14 protein-coding genes and 1 pseudogene are annotated in these 23,304 nt (G+C 44.8%); 5 read left to right on the top strand and 10 right to left on the bottom strand.

The features are described 5' to 3' along the window. Positions 1–41 precede the first annotated feature (41 nt). Complete coding sequence (locus tag DWX84_RS15535; protein WP_005859001.1) at positions 42–824, top strand: HipA family kinase; 783 nt, start codon at positions 42–44, stop codon at positions 822–824. Further along, the gene (locus DWX84_RS15540) at positions 802–1,185 is read left to right on the top strand and encodes a DUF3037 domain-containing protein (protein ID WP_005867882.1); all 384 of its coding nucleotides are present in this window, start codon (positions 802–804) and stop codon (positions 1,183–1,185) included. Before DWX84_RS15535 ends, DWX84_RS15540 begins: the two co-directional genes overlap by 23 nt. A 93-nt stretch (positions 1,186–1,278) precedes the next feature. Here DWX84_RS15540 and gltA read toward each other — a convergent pair whose 3' ends face one another. The 3 genes from gltA to DWX84_RS15555 all read right to left on the bottom strand — a co-directional run bounded on the left by gltA (position 1,279) and on the right by DWX84_RS15555 (position 4,044). After that, entirely contained in the window at positions 1,279–2,748 is a 1,470-nt protein-coding gene (gltA, locus tag DWX84_RS15545) for an NADPH-dependent glutamate synthase (RefSeq protein ID WP_005867881.1), read from the bottom strand. 20 nt (positions 2,749–2,768) lie between these two features. Continuing rightward, a complete protein-coding gene (locus DWX84_RS15550) occupies positions 2,769–3,566 on the bottom strand; it encodes a sulfide/dihydroorotate dehydrogenase-like FAD/NAD-binding protein (RefSeq protein WP_005867880.1) in 798 nt (265 codons plus the stop codon). 91 nt (positions 3,567–3,657) lie between these two features. Further along, complete coding sequence (locus DWX84_RS15555) at positions 3,658–4,044, bottom strand: co-chaperone GroES family protein (protein WP_005859009.1); 387 nt, start codon at positions 4,042–4,044, stop codon at positions 3,658–3,660. 396 nt (positions 4,045–4,440) lie between these two features. Between DWX84_RS15555 and DWX84_RS15560 the strand changes: the two genes are divergently transcribed. Continuing rightward, positions 4,441–7,767 carry a TonB-dependent receptor gene (locus DWX84_RS15560; protein WP_122377554.1) on the top strand — a complete coding sequence of 1,109 codons (3,327 nt, stop codon included), beginning with the start codon at positions 4,441–4,443 and terminating at the stop codon, positions 7,765–7,767. A 27-nt stretch (positions 7,768–7,794) separates the two neighbouring features. Further along, positions 7,795–9,543: a RagB/SusD family nutrient uptake outer membrane protein gene (locus DWX84_RS15565; RefSeq protein WP_005867851.1), complete on the top strand. Its 1,749-nt coding sequence runs from the start codon at positions 7,795–7,797 to the stop codon at positions 9,541–9,543. Between the two features lie 78 nt (positions 9,544–9,621). Here the strand turns inward: DWX84_RS15565 and DWX84_RS15570 are convergent, their stop codons facing one another. The 7 genes and pseudogenes from DWX84_RS15570 to DWX84_RS15600 form a co-directional block, all read right to left on the bottom strand. Continuing rightward, complete coding sequence (locus tag DWX84_RS15570; RefSeq protein WP_005859017.1) at positions 9,622–10,215, bottom strand: DUF4251 domain-containing protein; 594 nt, start codon at positions 10,213–10,215, stop codon at positions 9,622–9,624. Positions 10,216–10,299: 84 nt separating this feature from the next. Next, positions 10,300–11,646: an MATE family efflux transporter gene (locus DWX84_RS15575; protein WP_048928127.1), complete on the bottom strand. Its 1,347-nt coding sequence runs from the start codon at positions 11,644–11,646 to the stop codon at positions 10,300–10,302. A gap of 14 nt (positions 11,647–11,660) precedes the next feature. Then, complete coding sequence (locus DWX84_RS15580) at positions 11,661–12,665, bottom strand: ABC transporter ATP-binding protein (RefSeq protein ID WP_048928126.1); 1,005 nt, start codon at positions 12,663–12,665, stop codon at positions 11,661–11,663. A 5-nt stretch (positions 12,666–12,670) separates the two neighbouring features. Then, positions 12,671–13,705 (bottom strand): iron ABC transporter permease, encoded by a 1,035-nt coding sequence (locus DWX84_RS15585; protein ID WP_048928125.1) that lies wholly within the window; start codon positions 13,703–13,705, stop codon positions 12,671–12,673. Positions 13,706–13,753: 48 nt separating this feature from the next. After that, positions 13,754–15,001 (bottom strand): annotated as a pseudogene (locus DWX84_RS15590) (AAA family ATPase); the annotation flags it as partial. Positions 15,002–15,554: 553 nt separating this feature from the next. Next, positions 15,555–17,129 (bottom strand): RagB/SusD family nutrient uptake outer membrane protein, encoded by a 1,575-nt coding sequence (locus tag DWX84_RS15595; protein WP_048928124.1) that lies wholly within the window; start codon positions 17,127–17,129, stop codon positions 15,555–15,557. A 17-nt stretch (positions 17,130–17,146) separates the two neighbouring features. Next, entirely contained in the window at positions 17,147–20,149 is a 3,003-nt protein-coding gene (locus DWX84_RS15600) for a TonB-dependent receptor (protein ID WP_008777904.1), read from the bottom strand. 280 nt (positions 20,150–20,429) lie between these two features. On the opposite strand from DWX84_RS15600, the gene DWX84_RS15605 reads away from it, so the two are divergent. Next, positions 20,430–23,291 (top strand): TonB-dependent receptor, encoded by a 2,862-nt coding sequence (locus DWX84_RS15605; protein WP_008777903.1) that lies wholly within the window; start codon positions 20,430–20,432, stop codon positions 23,289–23,291. Positions 23,292–23,304 lie beyond the last annotated feature (13 nt).

A 23,304-nucleotide genomic window follows, 5' to 3' on the forward strand; every position in this document is an offset into this window, starting at 1 on the left:
AATTTTCCCCCTGATTTATCGGGTGAGCCAAAGTGAGGGTTATGGAATTACGTACAGCGAATGTTACCCGATATATCATGCCTCTGCGGGAAGGCGGATCATTGCCTGCTTTAGCGGAGGCAGACGATGAGTTTAAATATGTCGTTAAGTTCCGGGGGGCCGGACATGGGACAAAAGCCTTGATAGCCGAGTTGATCGGAGGTGAGATCGCTCGTTGCTTGGGTTTCCATGTACCAGAATTGGTCTTCCTGAATCTTGACGAGGCTTTCGGGCGGTCGGAAGGTGACGAGGAGATACAAGACTTACTACAAGCAAGTCAAGGGCTCAATCTGGGATTACATTTTTTATCCGGAGCCTTGACTTTCGATCCGGTAGTCAATCGTGTAGATCCCAAACTCGCCTCACAAGTCGTATGGCTCGATGCTCTTTTGACAAATATAGACCGCACGGTCCGGAATACGAATATGTTGATATGGAATAAAGAACTTTGGCTCATCGATCATGGAGCTTCCTTATTTTTCCATTTCTCATGGGTAAATTGGCAAAAACATGCGATCGGCCCTTTCATCCATATCAAGGATCATGTATTATTGCCACAAGCGACGCTGCTGGAGGAAGTAAACAAAGATTTCAAACGTATCTTAACGGAAGAGAAAATTCGTGAGATCGTAGGTCTAGTACCCGACGATTGGTTGCATTGGAACGATAGTCCCGGTACGCCTCAAGAGATACGTGATGTATATATCCGGTTCTTAATTGACCGAATCGCCCATTCTGACACGTTTATAAATGAAGCTCGACATGCAAGACAAACACTTATATGAATATGCCGTAATCCGTATCGTACCGAAAATCGAACGGGAGGAGTTTATCAATGTAGGCCTTATCATGTTCTGTAAACGGCCTAAATTCATCAAGGCTCGCTATCATGTAAACGAGGAGAAACTTCGTCTGTTCACATCAGATATAGATAAGGAATCTTTGTGTACGAATCTCCACGTTTTCGATAAGATATGTTCCGGCGCAAAGGATGGAGGTCCTATAGCCAGCCTAGATATTCCGGAGCGCTTTCGTTGGCTTACCGCCATAAGAAGTGCCTCTATCCAAACCTCGCGTCCACATCCCGGTTTTTCCAACGATCTAGAACAGACATTTGAGAGATTATTTCAAGAATTAGTCTTATAGATAATAAACATAAATCTCCGTATCACGATAAAAGAAAAAAGACGGATCGTCCAAACAACCCGTCTTTCCTTATAGAACTAATAGATATTATACTTATCCTCTTAAGTCCGCATCCATAGCGGCGGCAGCCTTACGACCGTCTCCCATCGCCAGAATCACGGTAGCTCCACCACGAACGATGTCACCACCGGCATACACATCGCCTAAAGCGGAGCGCATACTGTCTTCCTCCACTACGATCGTACCCTTCTTGCTCACCTCCAAGCCTCCAAAGGCACGGGGTATTAATGGATTCGGAGATACACCGACGCTAACGATCACCTCATCCACATCGATTGTTTCGATAGCTCCCTCGATAGGTACCGGACGACGGCGACCAGAGGCATCCGCCTCACCTAGCTCCATCTTCTGCAAGCGCATCTGCTTAACACGACCTCTTTCATCTCCTATATATTCAATCGGATTATGAAGCGTCAAGAACTCTACACCTTCTTCCTTCGCATGTTTCACCTCTTCCAAACGAGCGGGCATCTCCTCCTCGCTACGACGGTAGACAATCATAGCACGCTCAGCGCCCAGACGGCGAGCAGTACGGACAGAGTCCATAGCTGTATTGCCACCTCCGATCACGGCCACCTTCTTCCCTTGTAGCACCGGCGTATCACTTTCCGGATTCGCCGCATCCATTAAGTTTACACGGGTCAAATACTCGTTGGACGACATCACGCCCACAAAGTTCTCACCCGGAATGTTCATAAAGTTAGGCAGACCGGCGCCACTTGCCACGAACACGCCCTTAAAGCCATCCGCATGCAAATCATCATAACTGATCGTCTTACCCACGATACAATCTTTCTCAAACTGTACGCCCATCTTACGAAGGCCATCAATCTCCACGTCCACGATCTTATTCGGTAGGCGGAACTCCGGGATACCATATTTCAATACACCACCGATCTCATGCAATGCCTCGAACACAGTCACATCATATCCACGCTTCGCCATATCTCCGGCAAAAGACAATCCGGCAGGACCGGAACCTACCACGGCAATCTTGATACCGTTCTTCTCCGCAATCTCCGGAACCGAGATATTACCGCTCTCACGTTCGTAATCAGCGGCGAAACGTTCCAAGTAGCCAATGGCAACCGCTTCCTTACCCATTTTCAAATGGATACACTTGCTCTCACATTGTTTCTCCTGCGGACAGACACGACCGCAAACAGCGGGCAGGGCACTTGTCTCTTTCAAGGTCTTAGCGGCCTCCAAGAATTCCCCACGCTCGATATTCTTGATAAAAGTAGGTATATTGATATTTACCGGACATCCCTGCATACAAGTAGGATTCGGACAATCCAGACAGCGCTCGGCCTCTTGCATAGCCTGTTCTTTTGTCAAGCCTAAGTTAACTTCCTCCAAACGGGTACGACTCCGGTATTCCGGGTCCAACTCGTTCATCTTCACACGGGGGATATCCGCACGTTCTTTATTTTTCTTGCTTTTGCGAAGCGCCTCCCGCCAAGGTTCGGCACGACGAGCAGCGATTAATTCTTCTGTTGTCATGATTCAATTACGTGGTTTCGTTATTTCTTCTCTATATCCTTATAAGCGCCGAGGCGCATGATCATCTCATCAAAATCCACTTGATGAGCATCGAACTCCGGTCCGTCCACACAAACGAACTTGGTCTTCCCGCCTACCGTAATACGGCAAGCACCACACATACCCGTTCCGTCCACCATGATCGTATTCAAGGAAGCTACGGTAGGAATCTCGTATTTCTTTGTAAGAGCGGAAACGAATTTCATCATAATAGCCGGACCGATCGTAACGCATAAATCCACCCTCTCCCGGTTGATCACGCTCTCCACGCCATTCGTCACCAAGCCTTTCATACCATACGATCCGTCATCGGTCATGATAATTACCTCATCCGAGTTTTGGCGCATCTGCTCCTCAAGGATCACCAAGTCCTTGGTACGGGCCGCCAATACGACGATCACACGATTTCCTGCCTTATGGAAAGCCTCCACGATCGGCAACAACGGAGCGACACCTACGCCACCACCGGCACAAACAACCGTTCCAACCTTCTCGATATGGGTAGCCTGCCCTAACGGACCCACCACATCCGTGATATAGTCACCCTCATTCAATTCACAGATTTTACGGGATGAGCCGCCTACCGCTTGGATCACCAAGGTGATGGTACCTTTCTCGGTATCCGCCCCGGCAATGGTAAGAGGTATACGTTCGCCTTTTTCGCCAACCTTCACGATCACGAAGTGACCGGCCTTGCGGGAGCGGGCGATCAAAGGAGCCTCGACTTCCAGCTTCACCACGTTGGCTGAGAAATGTTCTTTACTTACAATCTTATTCATTATAATCGCTACTGTTGATAGTTTGTCTTGTTTTGCTGGCAAAAATAAGATAAAAAAGTGAATATAGCCCTATTTTCCTTAACAAAAGGCTTTATTCAAACAAACCTTCATCACGCACTAACATCAAAATAGCGGAATGAGGGACAATCAAGAACTTCTCGTCATTAAAATTGATCTCGTAAGCGGCATTCTGCAAATAGACAGCCAAATCACCTTCACGGGCTTGAAGCGGCAAGTATTGCACCTCCTCCCCTTTCTTTTTCTCCCAGACCTCATGCTCCTCAGATTGAGAAGGCAACGGATATCCGGGCCCCGTCTTTATGATATAACCCGCTTGTATCTTCTCCCCTTGTTGAACCGAGGGAGGCAGATACAATCCGGTCTTCGTCTGGCTCTGTGGATTCTTAGGCTTAATCAATACTTTATCGCCTATCATCAGGAATTTATCGATGTCTTTTTGATCTATGGATAGTTGCATGATTATAAGATGTTAAATTTTTATTTCGCGAACTTACGGAAAGTTTACCGAACAAAAAACCCTGTTCATCGAATAATTCCGCCAGTTCACTGATTCTATTTTTTATACTTCTCTCCTTAATTTACATTTGCACCGTTAGGACTTGTGAAAGCCCTAACAAACCGGTTCATCATACAGACCGGCAGAATAGGTAAACATTAAAGAAAAGGACACCTGCCGGTGTCCTTTTTCTTTGCCCAGACGGATAAAAAACAAAAGAATTCCACCAAAAGTTGTTCGCCGATTAAAAAGGCTTTTTCACCGAATAGATAAAGGCATTCATTGATTTTTATTGGTCTTCGTCTAAACAAACCTTAATATTGCCTCAGTTTACTAGACTTTATTAACCTATTTATTATGAAACACAGACATGCGATCTTTAAAAGCAGGCTAGGATTGGCCTTATGCTTTTTATTGGCAGGCGGTGCTATCATACCGCAAAGTTCCGTATTAAAAGCGGAAACCTCTGTTACGCAACAATCCCGGAAAATAACGGGTACGATCACCGACGCTAAAGGAGAGCCCCTATTAGGTGTTAACGTAGTCGTAAAGGGTACCACGAACGGAACGATCACCGATCTGGATGGTAAATACGTATTAGAAGTAGAGCCGAATGCCATTCTGGTCATCTCTTACATCGGGTACGTAACTCAACAAACACCTGCAAGCGGGAACGTCATGAACATTACCTTAAAGGAAGACACCCAAAATCTAGACGAGGTAGTCGTTGTCGGTTACGGTACCCAACAGAAAAAGGACATCACAGGTTCCGTAGCGGTTATCGATACTGAAGAGCTATTGGCGTCTTCCGGTTCTTCCGCCACACAACAGTTGCAAGGTAAAGCGGCGGGCGTAAACATCGGTACCTCCGGTGCTCCCGGTTCAGCCACGATGGTACGCATCCGAGGTATTAATTCCATCAATGACAACGGACCTTTGTATGTTATCGATGGCGTATCCACTCGTGACCAAGACCTAAGCTCTATCAATCCCAATGACATCGAGAGTATGCAAGTATTGAAAGACGCCTCTTCCGCTGCGATCTACGGAGCGCAAGCAGCGAATGGCGTCATTTTGATCACGACCAAGAAAGGGACAAAAACGGGACAACCGAGATTAACCTATGACGGATATTACGGTTTCTCTAAAACAGGTAAACGCTATGACGTCTTAAACGCTTATGACCGTATTGATGTTGAATGGCAAGCCTCGAAAAACAATCTGGACCTAACGGGAGCCAGCGCCAATGGAGAATTACCTTACCACCAGCAATTCGGAAGTACTTCCGACTCTTGGGTTAATCATCTACCCAATTACATGACCGTAACCGGCGCCGGTGGTAGCACCTCCATCGATCCTAGCGATTACGATCAAGCGAACAACGTAGTCTATGCGCCCGTAGGCGATACGAACTGGTGGGATGAGATCAGTCAACTCGGTTGGATGCAGAATCATCAGCTGTCCTTGTCTGGAGGTACCGATAAAGGGCAATACACCATGAGCATGAACTATTTCGACCAGCAAGGTACCGCTATCGAATCTTATTTCACACGCTATCAAGCACGTGCTAATTCGTCGTATAACGTCCGCCCATGGTTGCGATTCGGAGAGAACCTAACTTATAGTTTTAGCAAAAACAACGGACTTAGCTTCTCAGGTACAGAGTCCAACATCTACTCATGGACTTATCGGGCCTCTCCTTATGTACCGGTTTATGACTATGCGGGCAATTATGCAGGCTCCTTATTCGCCGGGACCGGCAATTTCCAGAATCCTGTAGCTATTCGTGAAAGGAATAAGGATAATTATGCCACTACCCAACGTATATTTGGCAACGTATATGGAGAAGCAGACCTATGGACTGGACTGACTTTCAAAACAAACTTCGGTATCGATTATCGTAATGACTATTCTTACTCGATGACTAAAAACAACCCGGAGTTCTCCGAGTCCGGCGGTCAAAATAACTTTTACGAAAGTAATTACTTTAATTATCGTTGGGTTTGGACCAACACGTTATCTTTCAGCCGGACATTCAATGAGATCCATTCCTTGAACATCTTATTGGGAACAGAGGCTATTCGGGACGGTTTAGGCAGATCCCTCAACGCACGTAGATATAACTATTTATTCGAAGACAATACCAATACATACACCTTGGATATGGGCGAGAACAATAGCCAACGTACCAACTCTTCCACTTACAATGGAGAATTCGCGCTATTTGGTATGTTTGCCCGTGCAGACTATGGATATAAGGATAAGTATCTATTAACCGGTATTATCCGCCGGGACGGTGTTTCCCGTTTCTCGGAAAATAATCGTTACGGAGTCTTTCCATCTATCTCCGCCGGTTGGCGTATGTCAGAGGAGGCATTTATGGAACCAAGCCGAGATTGGCTGGACGACTTAAAGATACGAGCCGGTTACGGCGTCACGGGTAACTCAGAGATTCCTGTCGCAACTAATTTCGCCAATTTGTTCACGACCAGCACCTCCTATACAAATTACGACATGACCGGAGCGAACAATAGCGAGACAACCGGATTCCGCCTCAGTACCTACGGTAACACTGATACGAAATGGGAAATGACCAAGATGGTCAACTTGGGTCTGGACGCAACCTTCCTGAATGGTAAATTCAGCGGTTCATTCGAATGGTATACGAAGAAGACATCCAATATGTTGATACAAGCGGCCTACACCTCGATGGCCGGAGAATCCGGAAGCCCTTATATCAACTTCGGAGATATAAAGAACACCGGTTTCGACTTCATGTTTAATTACCGTGACCGAAAAGGAGACTGGGCATGGGATCTATCCTTGAATTTATCCCATTATAAAAATGAGGTCTTGAAACTCGCGGAAGCTGACGATTATTCTCTATGGGCTAGCGGTACGCGCATCGAAGGATACGTAACCCGTACGACAAAAGGACATGCCGTGTCTGAATTCTGGGGGTTGAAGCAAAATGGTTTTTATGAGTCCGTAGCCGATGTTATGGCAACCAAGCCATTCGGACAAAGTGATATCACAGAGGCAGACGCTGCCGCTTATGTCGGCCGCTTCCGTTTCGAGGACTTGAACGGAGACGGCAAATTGGATGATAGCGACCGGACCTTTATCGGCTCTCCTCATCCGGACTTAACCGGAGGCCTCAACGCCACGTTAACATGGAAAAACTGGGACTTTACTATGTTCTGGAACTTCTCTATCGGCAATGACTTATATAATAACACAAAATATTTTACCAATTTCTGGACTTTCAACGGTAATAAATCCTCACGCCTCAGAGATCAATCATGGACATTGAATGGCGATAACAGTAATGCTATCCTTCCTATGCTGAATACGGAAGATAACTATTCCGGAGCTTATTCTAGCTCTTATTACGTAGAAGACGCCTCCTTCTTACGCCTGAAAAATCTCGTATTGGGATATTCCTTGCCTAAGGAATTACTCAAGAAGGCTGGTATCCAGAATCTCCGCCTGTATTTACAAGCCGAGAATATCCTTACGGTCACCGGATATACAGGCTTGGACCCAGAGTTTACCAACGCCTATTTACGGCAAAGCGATTCTGACACCGACGGAGCCGGACGTGTAGACTTAAAAAGAGGAGTCGATATGGGAGGCTGGCCTACAACTATGCGATTCTTATTGGGCGTGAATTTTACTTTCTAAATCCATTTTACTATAAAAACGACTATTATGAGACATAAAATATTAATAGTAAGCGCAGTTGCTTTATTTACCTTGAGTTCTTGCGGTGAGGATTTTCTATATAAAGCTCCTCAAGGCAGTATTGACCAAGAAGCATTAACAAATGCTGAAGGGGTTGAGTTATTGGTGGTCAACGCTTATGCCGGTTTGACCCGGCCGACCGGATATGACAATATGTTCAATTGGGTATTCGGTGGTGTATACGGAGGTGACGCTAATAAAGGCTCCGAATCCAATGACCAATCTGTATTGAATTCCGTAGAGACGTATGCCGTCACGGCCACAAACGACTATTTACAGAATAAGTGGAAAGACGCATATTATGGAGCACAACGTTGCAACTTAGCACTCAATGTGATGAAAGAAGCGGCAGACATGGATGAGACAACCAAGGCCTACCGGACCGCGGAGCTAAAATTCTTACGTGCCCTATTCATGTTCGAAGGGGTAAAGATTTTCGGACCGACCGGCATGCCCTATATCGACGAGACGATCGCCGCTGAAGAAAATGACCCGAAAGTTCATAACGGTACGGACATTTATCCTAATATTTTAGCAGATGTAGAAGCGGCCATCGAAGGATTACCCGAAAAACAGACCGAAGTGGCACGCCCTACGAAAACAGCGGCAAAAGCGTTAAAGGCTAAAATACTAATGCAACAAGGTGATATGACAGCCGCCAAACCGATCTTGGCCGATATTATCGCAAACGGATTAAGCCCTAAAGGAGAGAGATTAGCCTTACAAGATGATCTGGACGCAAATTTTAACGCAACTACCGAAAATGGGAAAGAGTCTATTTTTGAGGTACAATTCTCTGTCGGAGCCAATAATAACGGGAATTACGGATTTTTACTGAATTATCCTCATAACACAGGCCCCGGTGGATGTTGCGGATTTTATCAACCCTCTTACGAACTGGTAAACTCATTCCAAGTAGACGAAAACGGACTTCCTTATCTTGATGGAGAGTACAGAAATAAAAAATCCGTAACAGAACGTGTTACCGATTATGATTACATCTCTAAGAATGATAAAACAATCGCCGTGGACCCTCGTTTAGATTTCGCCGTAGGACGTATGGAGATTCCCTATAAAGATTGGGGATTGCCTGCTAATGATTGGATACGAAATGTAAGTAGCGGTGGTGTATTCCTACCGAAAAAGCATGTCTATAGCAAAGCGGAACAGGATGCCGGATTAGCTGGCTCCACCTATTCATCCGGCTGGGCTCCCGGTTCTGCCATGAATTTACAATATCTATGCTTACGTGATTGTAAATTGTTATACGCGGAATGCCTAGCGAACGACGGAGAATTAAGTGCCGCCATGCAGCAAGTAAACGATATCCGTGAACGTGCAGCCAAACCGGACAATATCATTTATCTGGAAGACGGAACGCCTGCCGCCAATTATTTAGTGAAACCTTATCCATCCAGTCACGCCGCATTCAGCAACAAGGAAACTTGTATCAAGGCGATTCATATGGAACGTAAGCTGGAACTTGCGATGGAAGGACAACGATTTTTCGATCTGGTTCGTTGGGGAGGTGATTATATGAACAAGGAATTGACGGCATATATAAATTATGAGAAGCAATACCTAACTAAATTCTATGGTGTATCCGCTCCAACCGCTTCTAAGACGATGTTCCCGCTTCCCGAGACAGAGATCCAGACCGCAGGAAACGATGAGAACGGCCAAGCTTATCTGGTACAAAATGATGCTTGGAAATAGTCCAATCTCATCCTTCTTATAAACAGAAAGGCGGGCTTCCCGAAAGAAAGTCCGCCTTCACGATTCTTTGTATCTACATTAAATAGAACGTCCCTTGAACACATTCGACTCGCTCGAAGGATAGAGATTTCCCGTAAAGGATATACGGTTGCTATTAAAGTTAGGCGATACCGTGGCAGTACATTTATTCGTACCTTTCGCCATACGGAACGTAACCCTAGCGGATACTGCTACACCCTGCACATTCATCTCGTACATAACGTTTCCTTTTTTGTCAGTCTTCATCTGTACACCGGAAGTTGTTCCATCAACCGTTATACCTCCTATTCCGTTAGGACCGGCCGCCGGAGTATTAAACGCTAACTGAATGGTAGCCTTCTCACCCTTCACCGAAACGAAGTTCGTGTTCGGAGTAACATAAACAAAACTACCGCGCTTAAACTCTATACGATCCGCTTCCAATACGAAATCCTTATTCTTCAAAGCTTGCACCGCTTGTTCAAACAATGCGTTAGCCTCGGCTTCCTCCGCAGCTTTCTTCGCTGCCTTCTCTGCTTTCTTTGCTTCTTTCTCGGCCTGCTTCGCAGCTTTCTCTGCTGACTTGTCCTGCTGTGCCATCATCGACCCTGCACCAAATAATAAAACGGCGAGCAATAATACAATCTTCTTCATATTAACTCATTTTTAAAGGTTTGTCTATAAAAGTACTTTTATACATACAATAAAAATACAATTAACATCGACATAAGTTCATCTTTAACCCTTATTTTTCACGTTTTTAACATGATACCATAAAAAGCCCCATGCGGTTACCGCCGCGATGAAATCGGAGAAAGGTTGCGCTAGCCAAACGCCATCCAATCCCCAGATCGGAGGAAATAGCAGGATAGCCGGTATCAGGAATAAAACCTGCCGACTTAGACTCAGAAACATCGCTTTCCATGCGACACCGATACTTTGAAAAAACTGGCTGATCGTAATCTGGGAACCGACAACGAAAAAGACCAGCATCGTCAGACGTAATCCATTATCCGTAATCGACACCAATTCGGCATCCGTCGAGAATACGCTAACGATCAGTCTCGGGAATAATAAACTGACGATACATCCTACCCCTGTAATCAAGGTCGATACTATAATAGACAACCGCAAGGTAGCCAATACCCGGTCATGATGCCCAGCGCCATGATTAAACCCGACAATCGGTTGCATCCCTTGGGCGATACCGATAATCAACATAACCAGCAGCATGGCGATACTGGAAATAATACCGCTGGCTCCAATCGCCAAATCGCCTCCATTCTCTTTCAACGCATGGTTCATGATCACCACAACCACACTGCCCGCCAGCTGCATGGAAAATGGAGACATGCCGATCGTAAATATATTCCAAATAATGGAACCTTTCAACCGGAAATATTTCGTATGGAAACGTACGATACTATCCTTGCTGATAAAATGACTCATCACGAAAGCGGCACCGGCAGCCATGGAGATCACCGTAGCGATAGCGGCACCCTGTATCCCCATATCCAGCCAGAAGATAAAGATCGGGTCTAGGATCACGTTCAATACGGCACCGATCATCATCGTGAACATCGCCTTTTTCGGATATCCGGAAGCACGCATCACGGCATTAAAGCTAAAACTTAATGTAGCCAGCAAATTACCCGGGATAGCGATATATAAATAGTCTTTCGCATAAGGTATCGTCTGCTCGCTTCCTCCGAACCACGTTAACAAATCATCCAAGAAAATCATACTGGGGATAATCGTCAAGGCTCCGATAATGAATGTCAAAGTGAAAGCGTTTCCTAATACGTTATCTGCCAGATCATTCGCCTTACGGCCTAGATGAATGGAGACCCTTGTAGCGGCTCCCGCGCCGATCAACATTCCAAATGCCTGCATAAAGAGTAGTATCGGGAAAGTCAAAGTCAATCCGGAGATAGCTAGCGCACCCACTCCTTGTCCGATAAATATACGATCTACGATATTATAAAGAGCATTAACCATGGTCCCGATAACGGCGGGAATCGCGTAATGTACCAACAAACGGCCTATATTCTCATTTTCCAGCCGCCATGTAATTTCATTTGTCATAACAAACTCGCTTCTTATAAGATTTGAATCCATGAGACCATCTCCGCCATACTTGTCGCAATCTTTACATCCCCATTGGGTAATTGGATACGCAGGCGATCCGGTGCCTCACAATAAACATTTATAGAATCCTTATTCACCGGGGAGGGTTTAAATCCATTCCGGATCAAGGCATTCCCCACCCAATAAGAAACCATGAAATCTCCCTCTACCCCGATCGGAACAGTAGGCGCTACCGTATTCAATTTTCCGGTATTCGGATCAAACACTATTCCTTCCTTACTGAAGAATGTCTCAAACGACCCTCCCATAATCAAGTCCTCCGGCGTTCCACATGCCATCGGACGTTTTTTCTCTTGCAGCCACAGGCAATCCCCCAGCTGGATCGCTAAATCCAGATCATGCGTTGATAAGAGAATCGCCTTTTGTTGTTCCACTGCCAACTTATGCAAGAGAACCATGGTCTCAATCCGGCTTGTCACATCCAGAAAGGCGGTCGGTTCATCCAGCAAGATTATCGGGCATTGCTGAGCCAAAGCTTTAGCGATCATGGCCTTCTGCCGTTCGCCATCGCTTAATTCCGACACATAATTGCGTGCTTTATGGGCAATCCCGGCAGCAGCCAACGACTCTTCGATAATCCTCCGGTCGTCCTGCCTCAACTGGCCGAAGAATCCCGTGTAAGGATGTCTTCCTAAAGAGACCAACTCGTAAACCGTTATTCCGCCGGCATTCGTTTTCTCCGTGAGAACAACACCTACCATCCGGGAAAAATCACCTTGCGAGTAAGAGGCCAACGGCTTTCCTTTCAATTCGATCTCGCCCCCTAGAGAGGGCTGGAAACCGCACAGCGTACGCAATAAGGTAGACTTTCCCGCACCATTCAACCCGAGAAGGCAAGTCACCTCGCCCGGATATAAATTCAAGTCGAGGGCATCATGCACCAACTTTAGGTGTCCACCTTTCAAAACATATCCAATACTCAGATTTTTTGTCCTTATAACTGGAATCCTTTCCATAACCACTAATTAAAATATTGAATATTCTTCCGGTTTACGATTACATAGATAATAACCGGCGCACCCAGCATAGGTGTCACCGCATTCAAGGGTAAAATCGTGTTGCTTCCCGGTACGACCATCAATAAATTACAAAGCAAGGCGATACAGGAGCCCGTCAACATCGTTATCGGCACCAATATCTTATGATTGGAAGAACCAAGCATCAGCCGTGAGATATGCGGAACCGCTAATCCGATAAAAGAGATCGGTCCGCAGAAAGCGGTAGTCGTAGCGGTCAATATCCCCGTACATAAAAGGATGGCTATTCGTGCCCGCTTGATCCGTATACCCAGATTAGCGGCATACATCTCTCCCAGCAACAAGGCATTCAGAGGCTTTATCAGCAAGACAGCCAACAGCAACCCGATCAATGCGCAAGTCCCGAAGAAAGGCAATTGTTCCAAGGATACCCCCGAGAAATTGCCCAGTCCCCACATCACGAAAGCATGTACCCTATCTGTCGAGGAATAATAGTTCAGTATAGAGATAACCGACGAGGCCAGATAGCCGATCATTATACCGATAATCAAGAGCATGACATTGTTCTTCACCTTCGCAGAGAAATAGATAATCAATCCCAAGATCACGCAAGCCCCTACGAACGCAGCAAGAATCACCGCCATATATCCGCTGACCGGCCAATCCGTAAACTGCCCCAGCGTACCTCCAAAATACAACATGATAGCGGCCACTCCCAGATTAGCCCCATCACTGATACCTAATATAGAGGGTCCGGCCAACGGATTCCGGAATAAGGTTTGCAACAACAGCCCACTCGTAGCCAGTGAAGCCCCCGCCAACAGTGCGGTTATCGCCTGTGGTAAACGAGATTGCAACACGATATTCTGCCATGCGATCTTATCAGATCCCTTCCCCAGTAAAATATCCATCACGTGATCCAAAGGAATCGGTACGGCCCCATACGCCAGCCCTCCCACAAAGAGCACCAAAAGAACCACCCCCAACAACGGATAAAAAAGCAGCGCTTGTTTGTTCATGGCGCGAAGGTATACAAAAAAGCGGAGTTATGTTATACTTCTCCCTACCTCCCGGAGAAAAACAGAATATCGCTCACGTACGCAATTATTAGGAATACACATTCTTAAACGATCGCCTCGAGTACCACACATCGTAAGCAAACCGTAATAATAAAGTAGACTACGGAAATTATCTATATCCGTTACCCGTTCGGCAGGAAAGGATGTATGTAAGTCCACCAAGATCTCTCCCTTTGCCGCGATTTCCTCGATGATACCCATACGATTTTCCTCCTGTACGAAGTCACGATCAATACGTGCCAGCATCTTCAGCTTACTATAGTCCGTTCGGATATTCTTATCGGCCATTTCTACCGGGGAACAATGAAAATCAACTTGCCAACGTAAATAATACAAAGTCATATCACAGTTAAAAATCCGATCGTCACCCAAGCTCTCTCTTGCGAAACAGTAATTATCATACCAAGGCTTCATTTCCGTAATCATAGCCTCAGCATCCCCTTTGAGCATATCGTTTTGCTGATAATAACGGAACATCTCACGAACATCCGTTTCATCAAAACCCATCATGGCATTAAAACGAGGATCTACCGAGATATTCCAGTCTATATTATATCCACTCGACAAATCATCCAGCGTCACAGGGCTTACCCCCATCATGAATATACGGTCAAACATTCCCTTGAATTGTTTGAAATACTCCCGGTAGAAACCACTGGCATGAGTCAAATCATGAAACATTCGCTGCCCATGCTCACTCAATATCACATTGGTAAAGTTGTCGTACTCATCTATAATGAGATACAGGGGATATCCCTTTTCCTTCGCTTTTACCTCTATGTAAGCCAGCTTAGACTTGGCGCTTTCTATATGCTCGACGGTCTCCTTAAAATCAGCGTCATAATAAGCTGCGTACACATGTGCGAACTGATTAATGATTAAGCCGCAATAATCATTGAAACTTGTCATCAGGTCCGCTCCCGGCATCGAACAGCCCGCTTTAGAGAAATCGAAATAAAGTACCTGATACTTATTCCTTTCACCGGTTGGATGCGTACCAATCCAGAGATCTCCAAAATATGCATCAAAATCATCCTGACGCAATATATCATAATACGTACGCATCATGCTAAGGAATACGCTCTTGCCAAACCGTCTCGGACGGATCAAGAAAAGATAGCTAGGCATCTTCTCGATAAGCGGAAGGTACATCGTTTTATCCACGAAATAGAAATTACCATTCCTTATTCGATTGAAATCTGATATTCCGTAAGGGATTCCTTTCACTTGACTCATACTGAAAATATTTTGTTGTTTGGCAAAGTTAAGGCATTTTATGGAACAAGCATTATAATATAATGAAAGATGATACATCTTATCGCTGCAACATGATACATCTTGTTATTGTAAGATGATACATCTTATAGGGAAAAGACGCATCATCTTTCATGGGGATAAATTTGGTAGGGTCCCATACGCCAGTCCCTCTGCAAAAAGCCTCAAAAGCCCCCCTAATAATCGATAAAAAAGCAACGTCTGTTTGGGGCAGTAGAACCTCAGTGGGGATAGGCGTATGAGTTAGCTATACCCACCCTTTTGATCAAGGAGAATTTCATCCGTATCGGCACAAGCGATAAGCACTAGTGCCTAGGACCTGCACAAGTAGTCCTTACGGCCCACGCCGGTAGTCGCGCATAAAAAAGGTTGTGCCAGTGTTTTGGCACAACCTTCTGCTCTTGTCTCTTTTATTTTCCAATGGATCTTCGGATTCATAGAATCCAAATACATCAGATTATACAAAACGAGCTAGACAAAGTATAAGCATACCTCATCTAGCTCCGAAAAATCCTTATTTGAACGCAGGATAACCCGGGTTCTGAGTCAATTTATCGTTAGATTGATAAGCATCTTGAGATATAGGGAACAATTTCAAATAAGCATCTGTCTTTCTCACACAATTTGAAGCAGCCCACATACCTTTGTCATAGACCCCGAAACGGATATCATCCTGACGGTTGTGCATCTCCCAAGACAATTCGAGTCGACGCTCAAGAAGGATATCATCCAGCGTAACAGTAGCGTAATTGTGATTGGAATCACCAAACGCACGTTCACGGACTTGATTAACCAAGCTTGTGGCCTCAGACGCACTACCACCACTACGAAGCAATGCCTCTGCTTTCATTAAAAGAACATCCGCATAACGGAACACATGGAAGTCATTACCCATAGCGTCTGTCAAAGTCGTTGAGTACGGCCATTTTTGGCAACGTGCGCCATCGTGCTGATTTACCGCTCCCCAAGTTGTTCCATCATATTCCGTACCAGCCAACATAGTAACATCGATCGTATGGTTCAACAAGAAACCATGGTCTGTCTCAATAGGCTCACCGGTCGAGGCATTATACATCTGGCCGATCAAGAATGTAGCTTCCTTACGAGGATCGTCATCAGAGAACAATTTAACATATTCCGGCTGCGCACAAACACCATTCCAAGCAGAAACACCGTTAGAAAGAGCCAACTGATCTTTGTAGTGCAACGTACGGTTCATCAATTGCCAACGATTATCCTTATCCGTATCCGTCTCTGAGAACGGAGCGGCCAAGATCGCCTCACGAGAACTCTCGTTCGTCAAGGAGAAGTTTGCCTTAAAGTCCGGCTCTAATATATAACCCATCGCCATCACCTTGTCGCAACACTCTGCGGCCATCTGGTAAGCATTGTTACAACTTACACCCCAAGCTTCCGCATTCAAATATAATTTAGCCAACAACGTATAAGCTGCACCTTTCGTAAACTTAGCATAACCATTTTCACGACCCGGACAAGTTTCCGCAATCTCTGTCACTTCTTTAATCAACCAATCAAACACGGCCTGGCGAGGTTGGCAAGCCGGAAGTTCCTTATCCGCATAATCAGTAACCAATGGAATATTGCCCCAATCGTCCATCATCTTGTAAATCCAAAAAGCACGGATACCTCGGATTTCAGATGTATATAGAGACATCTGTTCGTCCGATAAGAAATCAGAAGATTCCACTACCTTCAAGTTGGCATTACAAGTACCGATAGCCTCAGAAGCCGTAGACCATGCCCCCTTGATCACAGAAGTCTGCGAAGTCCATGTGTGCATGTAGATCTCACGATACTGACCACCATCATACCAGTCACCACCCTTACGGGTAGGAGTAACAGCATCTGATCCCGACATCACATCCAGCGCAATAAAATTTCCATCCGCAGGATAATTCTTCAATGTCTTATACACGGTCCCTACCAACACACTGATCTCCGAATCAGTATAACCGAATGAATCCGCAGGGACATTATCGTATACCGTTTCATCCAAGTTCGTACACGCTGGCATAGAAAAAAGGAGAGCCGTGCCAGTCAAGAACGATATTATATTTCTTTTTTTCATAACGAATGCATTTAAAATTAGAATGATAAGTTAACACCAAATGTAAATGAACGAGCCTTCGGCATATAGTTACGCGGTTCGATACCCGGTGACAGACCGGCATCCGTATCGCTAGCCTCGCCACGGAAGAGCTCCACTTCCGGATCCAAACCGGAATAGCTTGTGATTACGAACAAGTTCTGAGCAGCTACATAAATACGGGCTTTGTCTAGCCAATCAATCTTCTTCGTATTGAATGTATAACCAATAGACATATTATCCAAACGGGCGAAAGAGGCATTCTCCAAATAATATGAGCTTACACGTGAATTCTCTCTCAGTAACATCAAGTCATCACCTTTCATAGCGTTAGCTCCGGCTACATAGGTATTATTACCATAAGCGGCACGCGGGTTGTTCAACAACTTGCCACCGATCTGCCCACGTAAGAAGAAGCTGGCATCCCAATTCTTCCAAGTGAAGGTATTGTTCCATCCAAATGTCAAATCCGGCTGGGAATCACCTACGTATGTACGGTCATCGTCCGAGATTTGTCCATCCTTATTGACATCTTCCATAATAAACTTACCGTTTTCATCAATGCCGTTACATTTCAACATAAAGAACTGACCGACCGGATAGCCTTCCTCTACCACATGAGAAGTCACGCCGGAAGCACCGCGGATCCACGGATCACCTACATAAACACGGCTTGTTGAAAACAGGTCGTTAGACAACTTCGTGATCTCATTCTTATTGTGAGACAAATTAATAGAAGTATTCCAGTTAAAGCTCTTGTTTCGGATCACGTCTAAGTTCAACATGACCTCGATACCCTTATTGCTCATATCACCAACGTTGGCAGCGATCTTTTTATACACATACGTTGGAGTCGGTACAGCATAGTCATAAAGCATATCGGAAGTCTTCTTACTATAATATTCTACCGTACCGCCCAAACGACCGTTAAATAACTGGAAGTCTACACCGATATTAAACATAGCAGTTGATTCCCACTTCAAATCCGGGTTCGGGTTCTGCGTGATACGGAAAGAGGTAGATGTACCACCACCGTTGTAATAAGTACCATACGGCTGATACAACTCCAAGCTCTTATAAGGCTTCAAACCATCTTGATTACCTGTCACACCATAACCAGCACGCAACTTTAAGTCGTTCAACCAACTGATATCCTGCATAAAGGCCTCTTGAGAAATACCCCAAGCAGCAGATACAGACGGGAACCATCCCCATTTATGATTAGCACCGAACTTAGAAGAACCATCACGACGCATCGTAGCGGTGATCATATATCGCTCATCGTAGCTATAGTGCGCACGAGCAAAGAAAGAGATCAATTTATAGTCATTCTTGCTGGAAGTCACATTACCGATCTTCAAATCGTTACCAGCTTGGATAGAGTTGGCACCCATAGATGCTACAGAGAACTGTGTTGCCAAAGATTCTTGCGACTGATAACCGTTGGTTTCCCAAGAATAACCCAGCAAAGCGTTCAGTTTATGTTTTTCCTCCGCACCGAAAGACTTGTTATAGTCGGCCGTCCATTCCATCAACTCACGATCCCATACGAAGTTGCGTCTCTTGGCATAGCCATTCGAGCTATCACCCAAAGAGTTTCCGGCACCACCACCTAACGCATTGTCGGGGCTTTCCCATTGGCTATAATCGCTAGTATAACGACTCTTATATAAGTTCGCCTTTACGTTCAGGCCCTCAATTACTTCAAACTGCACATCGCCTTGTCCATAGAAATAATTATTTTTGAATAATTTGTAGTTTTCATCTTGGGCTTTCACCATGTTACCTTGGTTATAAGCGTTGTCGTTACCCGTAAAATAAGAGCCATCCTCATTGTAAATCGGAACGACCGGAACATTATTGTAAGCAGCGATGAAATAGTCGGCAAACGTAGCTTGCATATCTGTCAAGGTAGCAGCTCCCGTCAAACCAATACGCAAACGATCATTGATAGCTCGTTGCTGGAATTGGAAGCGGAAACTGTGACGCTTCATCCAGTTATCGCGAGCGATACCCTTACGGTCTAAGTAAGTATAAGACGCACGATAGTTACTTTTGGAAGAACCTCCAGACAATGACAAGGCATGATTCTGAGAAATACCCGTACGTAATAAAGCACCGAACCAGTCAGTATCAGCGTTATATTTGTCATATTGCGAGATGTCACTACCCAATTGTTTGTTCACATCACGCCATTCGGAAGCATTCAGCATATCCGGTTTGTTAGCAACCTTATCCATTGTCACATAACCATCATAATTAATCTGAGTCTTAGCTCCCGAACCTCTCTTGGTCGTAATCAAGATAACACCACCTGCGGCACGAGAACCATAGATAGCAGCAGAAGAGGCATCCTTCAATACGGAAATAGACTCGATATCTGAAGGAGAAACCGTAGACATATCACCACCGGGAACACCATCGATAACGATCATAGGACCTTGATCGTTTTGCAAGGTAGAAGTACCACGCAAACGAATCTGAGAGCTACGAGTCACATCACCAGAGCCAGAAGTAATCTGCAAACCAGCCACTTTACCTTGTAGCAAATCTGAAGCATCACGATTAACACCCTTGTTGAAGTTTTCCTCGGAGACATTGGCTACAGATCCGGTAATCTCCTTACGAGTCTGCGTACCATAACCGATCGCAACAACCTCACCCAAATTTACTACGGATGGAGCTAATTTAACGTCCACTTTGTTACGTCCTTTAACACCTTCTTCCAAAGTGTTATAACCAATAAAAGAAAATTGAAGAACGGCTTTTTTCAAGTCGTTAAGCGTTAGAGTGTAATTACCGTCAATATCGGTAATCGTACCATTGGTAGTACCCTTTTCTACAATGTTCGCACCGATGATGGGCTCACCTTGTTCATCTAGAACTTTTCCTTTAACAGCGCCAGATTGGGCAAATGCCGCTGTCATGCAAAAAGACATTAACACTGAAAGTATCACTACCTTACAGCGTCTGAAAGAATCAAATGTTTTCTTTCGTTGCATAATTACTTAATTTTTAGGTTAACAATCATTGAATTCACAAACACAATTGAGAATTTTCGAGGCAAATATAATAACTTTTTTAAATTAAACCATGATAATGTAAAAAAACATTACATAAAACCATCCATACTTTGTTTTGATGATTGATTTATTTCACTCTATTGTGTAATACTCATATGGTACCTGATATACCTAGATGCTACCATGCTTGATTTCTTATTACGGAAAAATATTGAATATGTTTGATATTAACAGAGTATACGTAGCATGATTCTAAACCATGGTACTAGATGAACTTGGTGAACCCATCATCGGTGCGAACATCGTAGAAAAGGGAACTACCAATGGTACTATCACTGACATGGACGGTAACTACAGCCTTACCGTAAATGATTTAAAAAAGGCTGTTCTTCAAGCATCCTTTATTGGTTATAACACGATCGAAGAGAGTGTTAAAGGACGTAGCACGGTAGAGATTAAGTTATCTCCATCCGTAGTAAACTTAGGAGAGGTCGTGGCGATCGGTTACGGTACGCAGACCCGTAGGGAGATCACAGGATCCGTGGCGAACGTATCCGAAGAAAGTTTTAACAAAGGTATCACACGTGACGCTTCCGACTTGTTGCAAGGCAAGGTAGCTGGTTTGACGATCACTTCCGGCTCCGGTGATGTGACGCGTGGATCTACGATGCGTTTGCGTGGTACATCCACGTTGCAGAACGACCAAGGTCCGTTAATCGTTATCGATGGTATTCCCGGTGGTGATATGTCGACGGTAGCTCCTTCCGATATCGAGTCTATCTCCGTCTTGAAAGATGCCTCCTCCGCCGCTATCTACGGCTCTCGTGCCGCTGGTGGTGTAGTATTGATTACGACCAAGAGAGGTTCTGGCTCCAAGACACAAATCAGCTATGATGGTTATGTTGCCTTTGATCTGATGGCCAATAAGCCCGATTTAATGAATGCGGACGAATGGAGAGGTTACGCAAATAGCAAAGGTCTAGACTATAGCGTATACGACCAATATGGTGCCGACACAGATTGGTTTGATGAACTGACTCGTACCGGAGTTTCTCAGAACCATTCAATCTCTTTGTCTGGTGGTGGTTCTAAGAACAACTATCGTGCGTCCTATACCTATTTGGATCGAAATGGTATCATGCGCGATAACGATATGCAACGCCATAGCTTCCGCTTCCAGTTCCAGCAGCGTGCGATCAATGACCGTTTGCGTATTGGTTTGGCTGGATCTGCTACCTTGACAGACTCACATGTTCCGAATGGTGACAACTTCGTGTTGGCATACAGCATGTTGCCTGTTTACCCAGTTTATAACGCTGATGGTTCTTACTTCACGAAAGTTAATGCGGAGTATGACCAAGGTAATCCTGTTCAAAACCAAAATCTGAACGAGCGAAAAAACAGCAACGTTTATTTTTATGGTGCCGGTGATATCCAATTTGAGATTATCAACGGATTGAACATCAAGGCAAATTTATATAAGAGCCGTTTCTCTAATGAGTATAGCCGCTATGACGACTCTCGTACGACGGTCGGACAGGGTAATAATGGCTTTGCGCAAAAACGTAATCGGGCATGGGATCGTAACTTGATGGAGTGGACTTTGGACTACAATAAGTCTTTTGGTGCGGACGAAAAACATAAATTGAATGCGATTCTCGGTTACTCTTGGGAGGATAACACATATTCTTATTTCTTCGCTCAAAACCGCAACTTTTTGATCAACGATTTGTCATATAACGCTTTGCAATCCGGAGCCGGATTAAAGACAGGCGACGTTGAGTCTGGTAAGAACTACTACAAATTGATCTCTATGTTCGCCCGCGCTCACTATAGCTATGACGAGCGTTATATGATTACGGCTACCGTCCGTCGAGATGGTTCCTCTAAGTTCGGTGCGAATCATAAATGGGGTACGTTCCCCTCTGTTTCCGCAGCTTGGGGTATCTCACAAGAGGCATTCATGCAAGACGTAAACTGGATCAATGACTTGAAGTTACGTGCGGGCTACGGTGTTACCGGTAACCAAGATGGTTTACAGCCGTATAAGAGCATGGAGCTTTATGGCATGTCCGGTATCTATTATGACAATGGTAATTGGGCTACATCTTATAAGATTTCCCAGAATGCCAACCCGGATTTGAAATGGGAGTCTACGGCTATGTTAAACATCGGTTTAGATTTCTCTTTGTTCAATGGCCGTTTAGGTGGTACAATCGAATGGTATGACAAACGTACATCAGACATGCTTTATACTTACAAGGTTCCGACTCCTCCGTATGTTTACGACCGTATGCAAGCCAATGTAGGTGATATGAAAAATACAGGTATCGAGGTTTTGTTAAACTTAGATGTGATCCGTAACAAGACATTCAACTGGAATATGTCATTGAACTTGTCCCACAATAAGAATGAAATCACGAAGTTGTCAAGCGATCTTTATACGACAGACCGTATTTATACAGGCGATCCATGGATCCGTGGTGCTTCCGGCGTAACTTCTCACGTAGTAGAGGAAGGCCGTCCCGTAGGACAATTCTTCATGCTGGAATGTACGGGTATCAAGGACGGAAAATATATCATTACGGATTTGAACGGTGATGGTGAGATCTCGGACGATGACCGCACATACGTAGGAGACGCACAACCAGACTTGACATTTGGATGGCAAAATAATTTCACTTGGAAGAACTGGGATTTCAGCTTCTTCTTCCGTGGAACGATCGGCAACAAGGTATTGAACAACCCGCGTGCGGCTTATGCGAATAATACGTACTTGATCGGTACAAACGCATTAGATGATGAATTGACTTATACGATGAAAGAATCTTCTCGCGTATGTTCTTATTATTTGGAGAATGGTTCGTTCATCCGTTTGGATAACTTGGCCTTAGGTTACACCTTCGATACGAAGAAGATTAATTGGTTGGATAAAGCTCGTCTTTATTTCGCCGCTCAGAACTTATTCGTAATTACTGGATACAAAGGTTTAGACCCAGAGGTTGAATTGTTCCGTGGTGAATCTTCCGATACGGATGCTGGTTTGTCTCCGGGTATTGAGCCTCGTCAATTCTTCCCGAAGGCACGTACCTTCACATTGGGTGTTAATTTAACTTTCTAAATTAAATCGTTAT

Source organism: Parabacteroides sp. AF21-43, assembly GCF_003635435.1.
Lineage (GTDB): Bacteria > Bacteroidota > Bacteroidia > Bacteroidales > Tannerellaceae > Parabacteroides > Parabacteroides distasonis.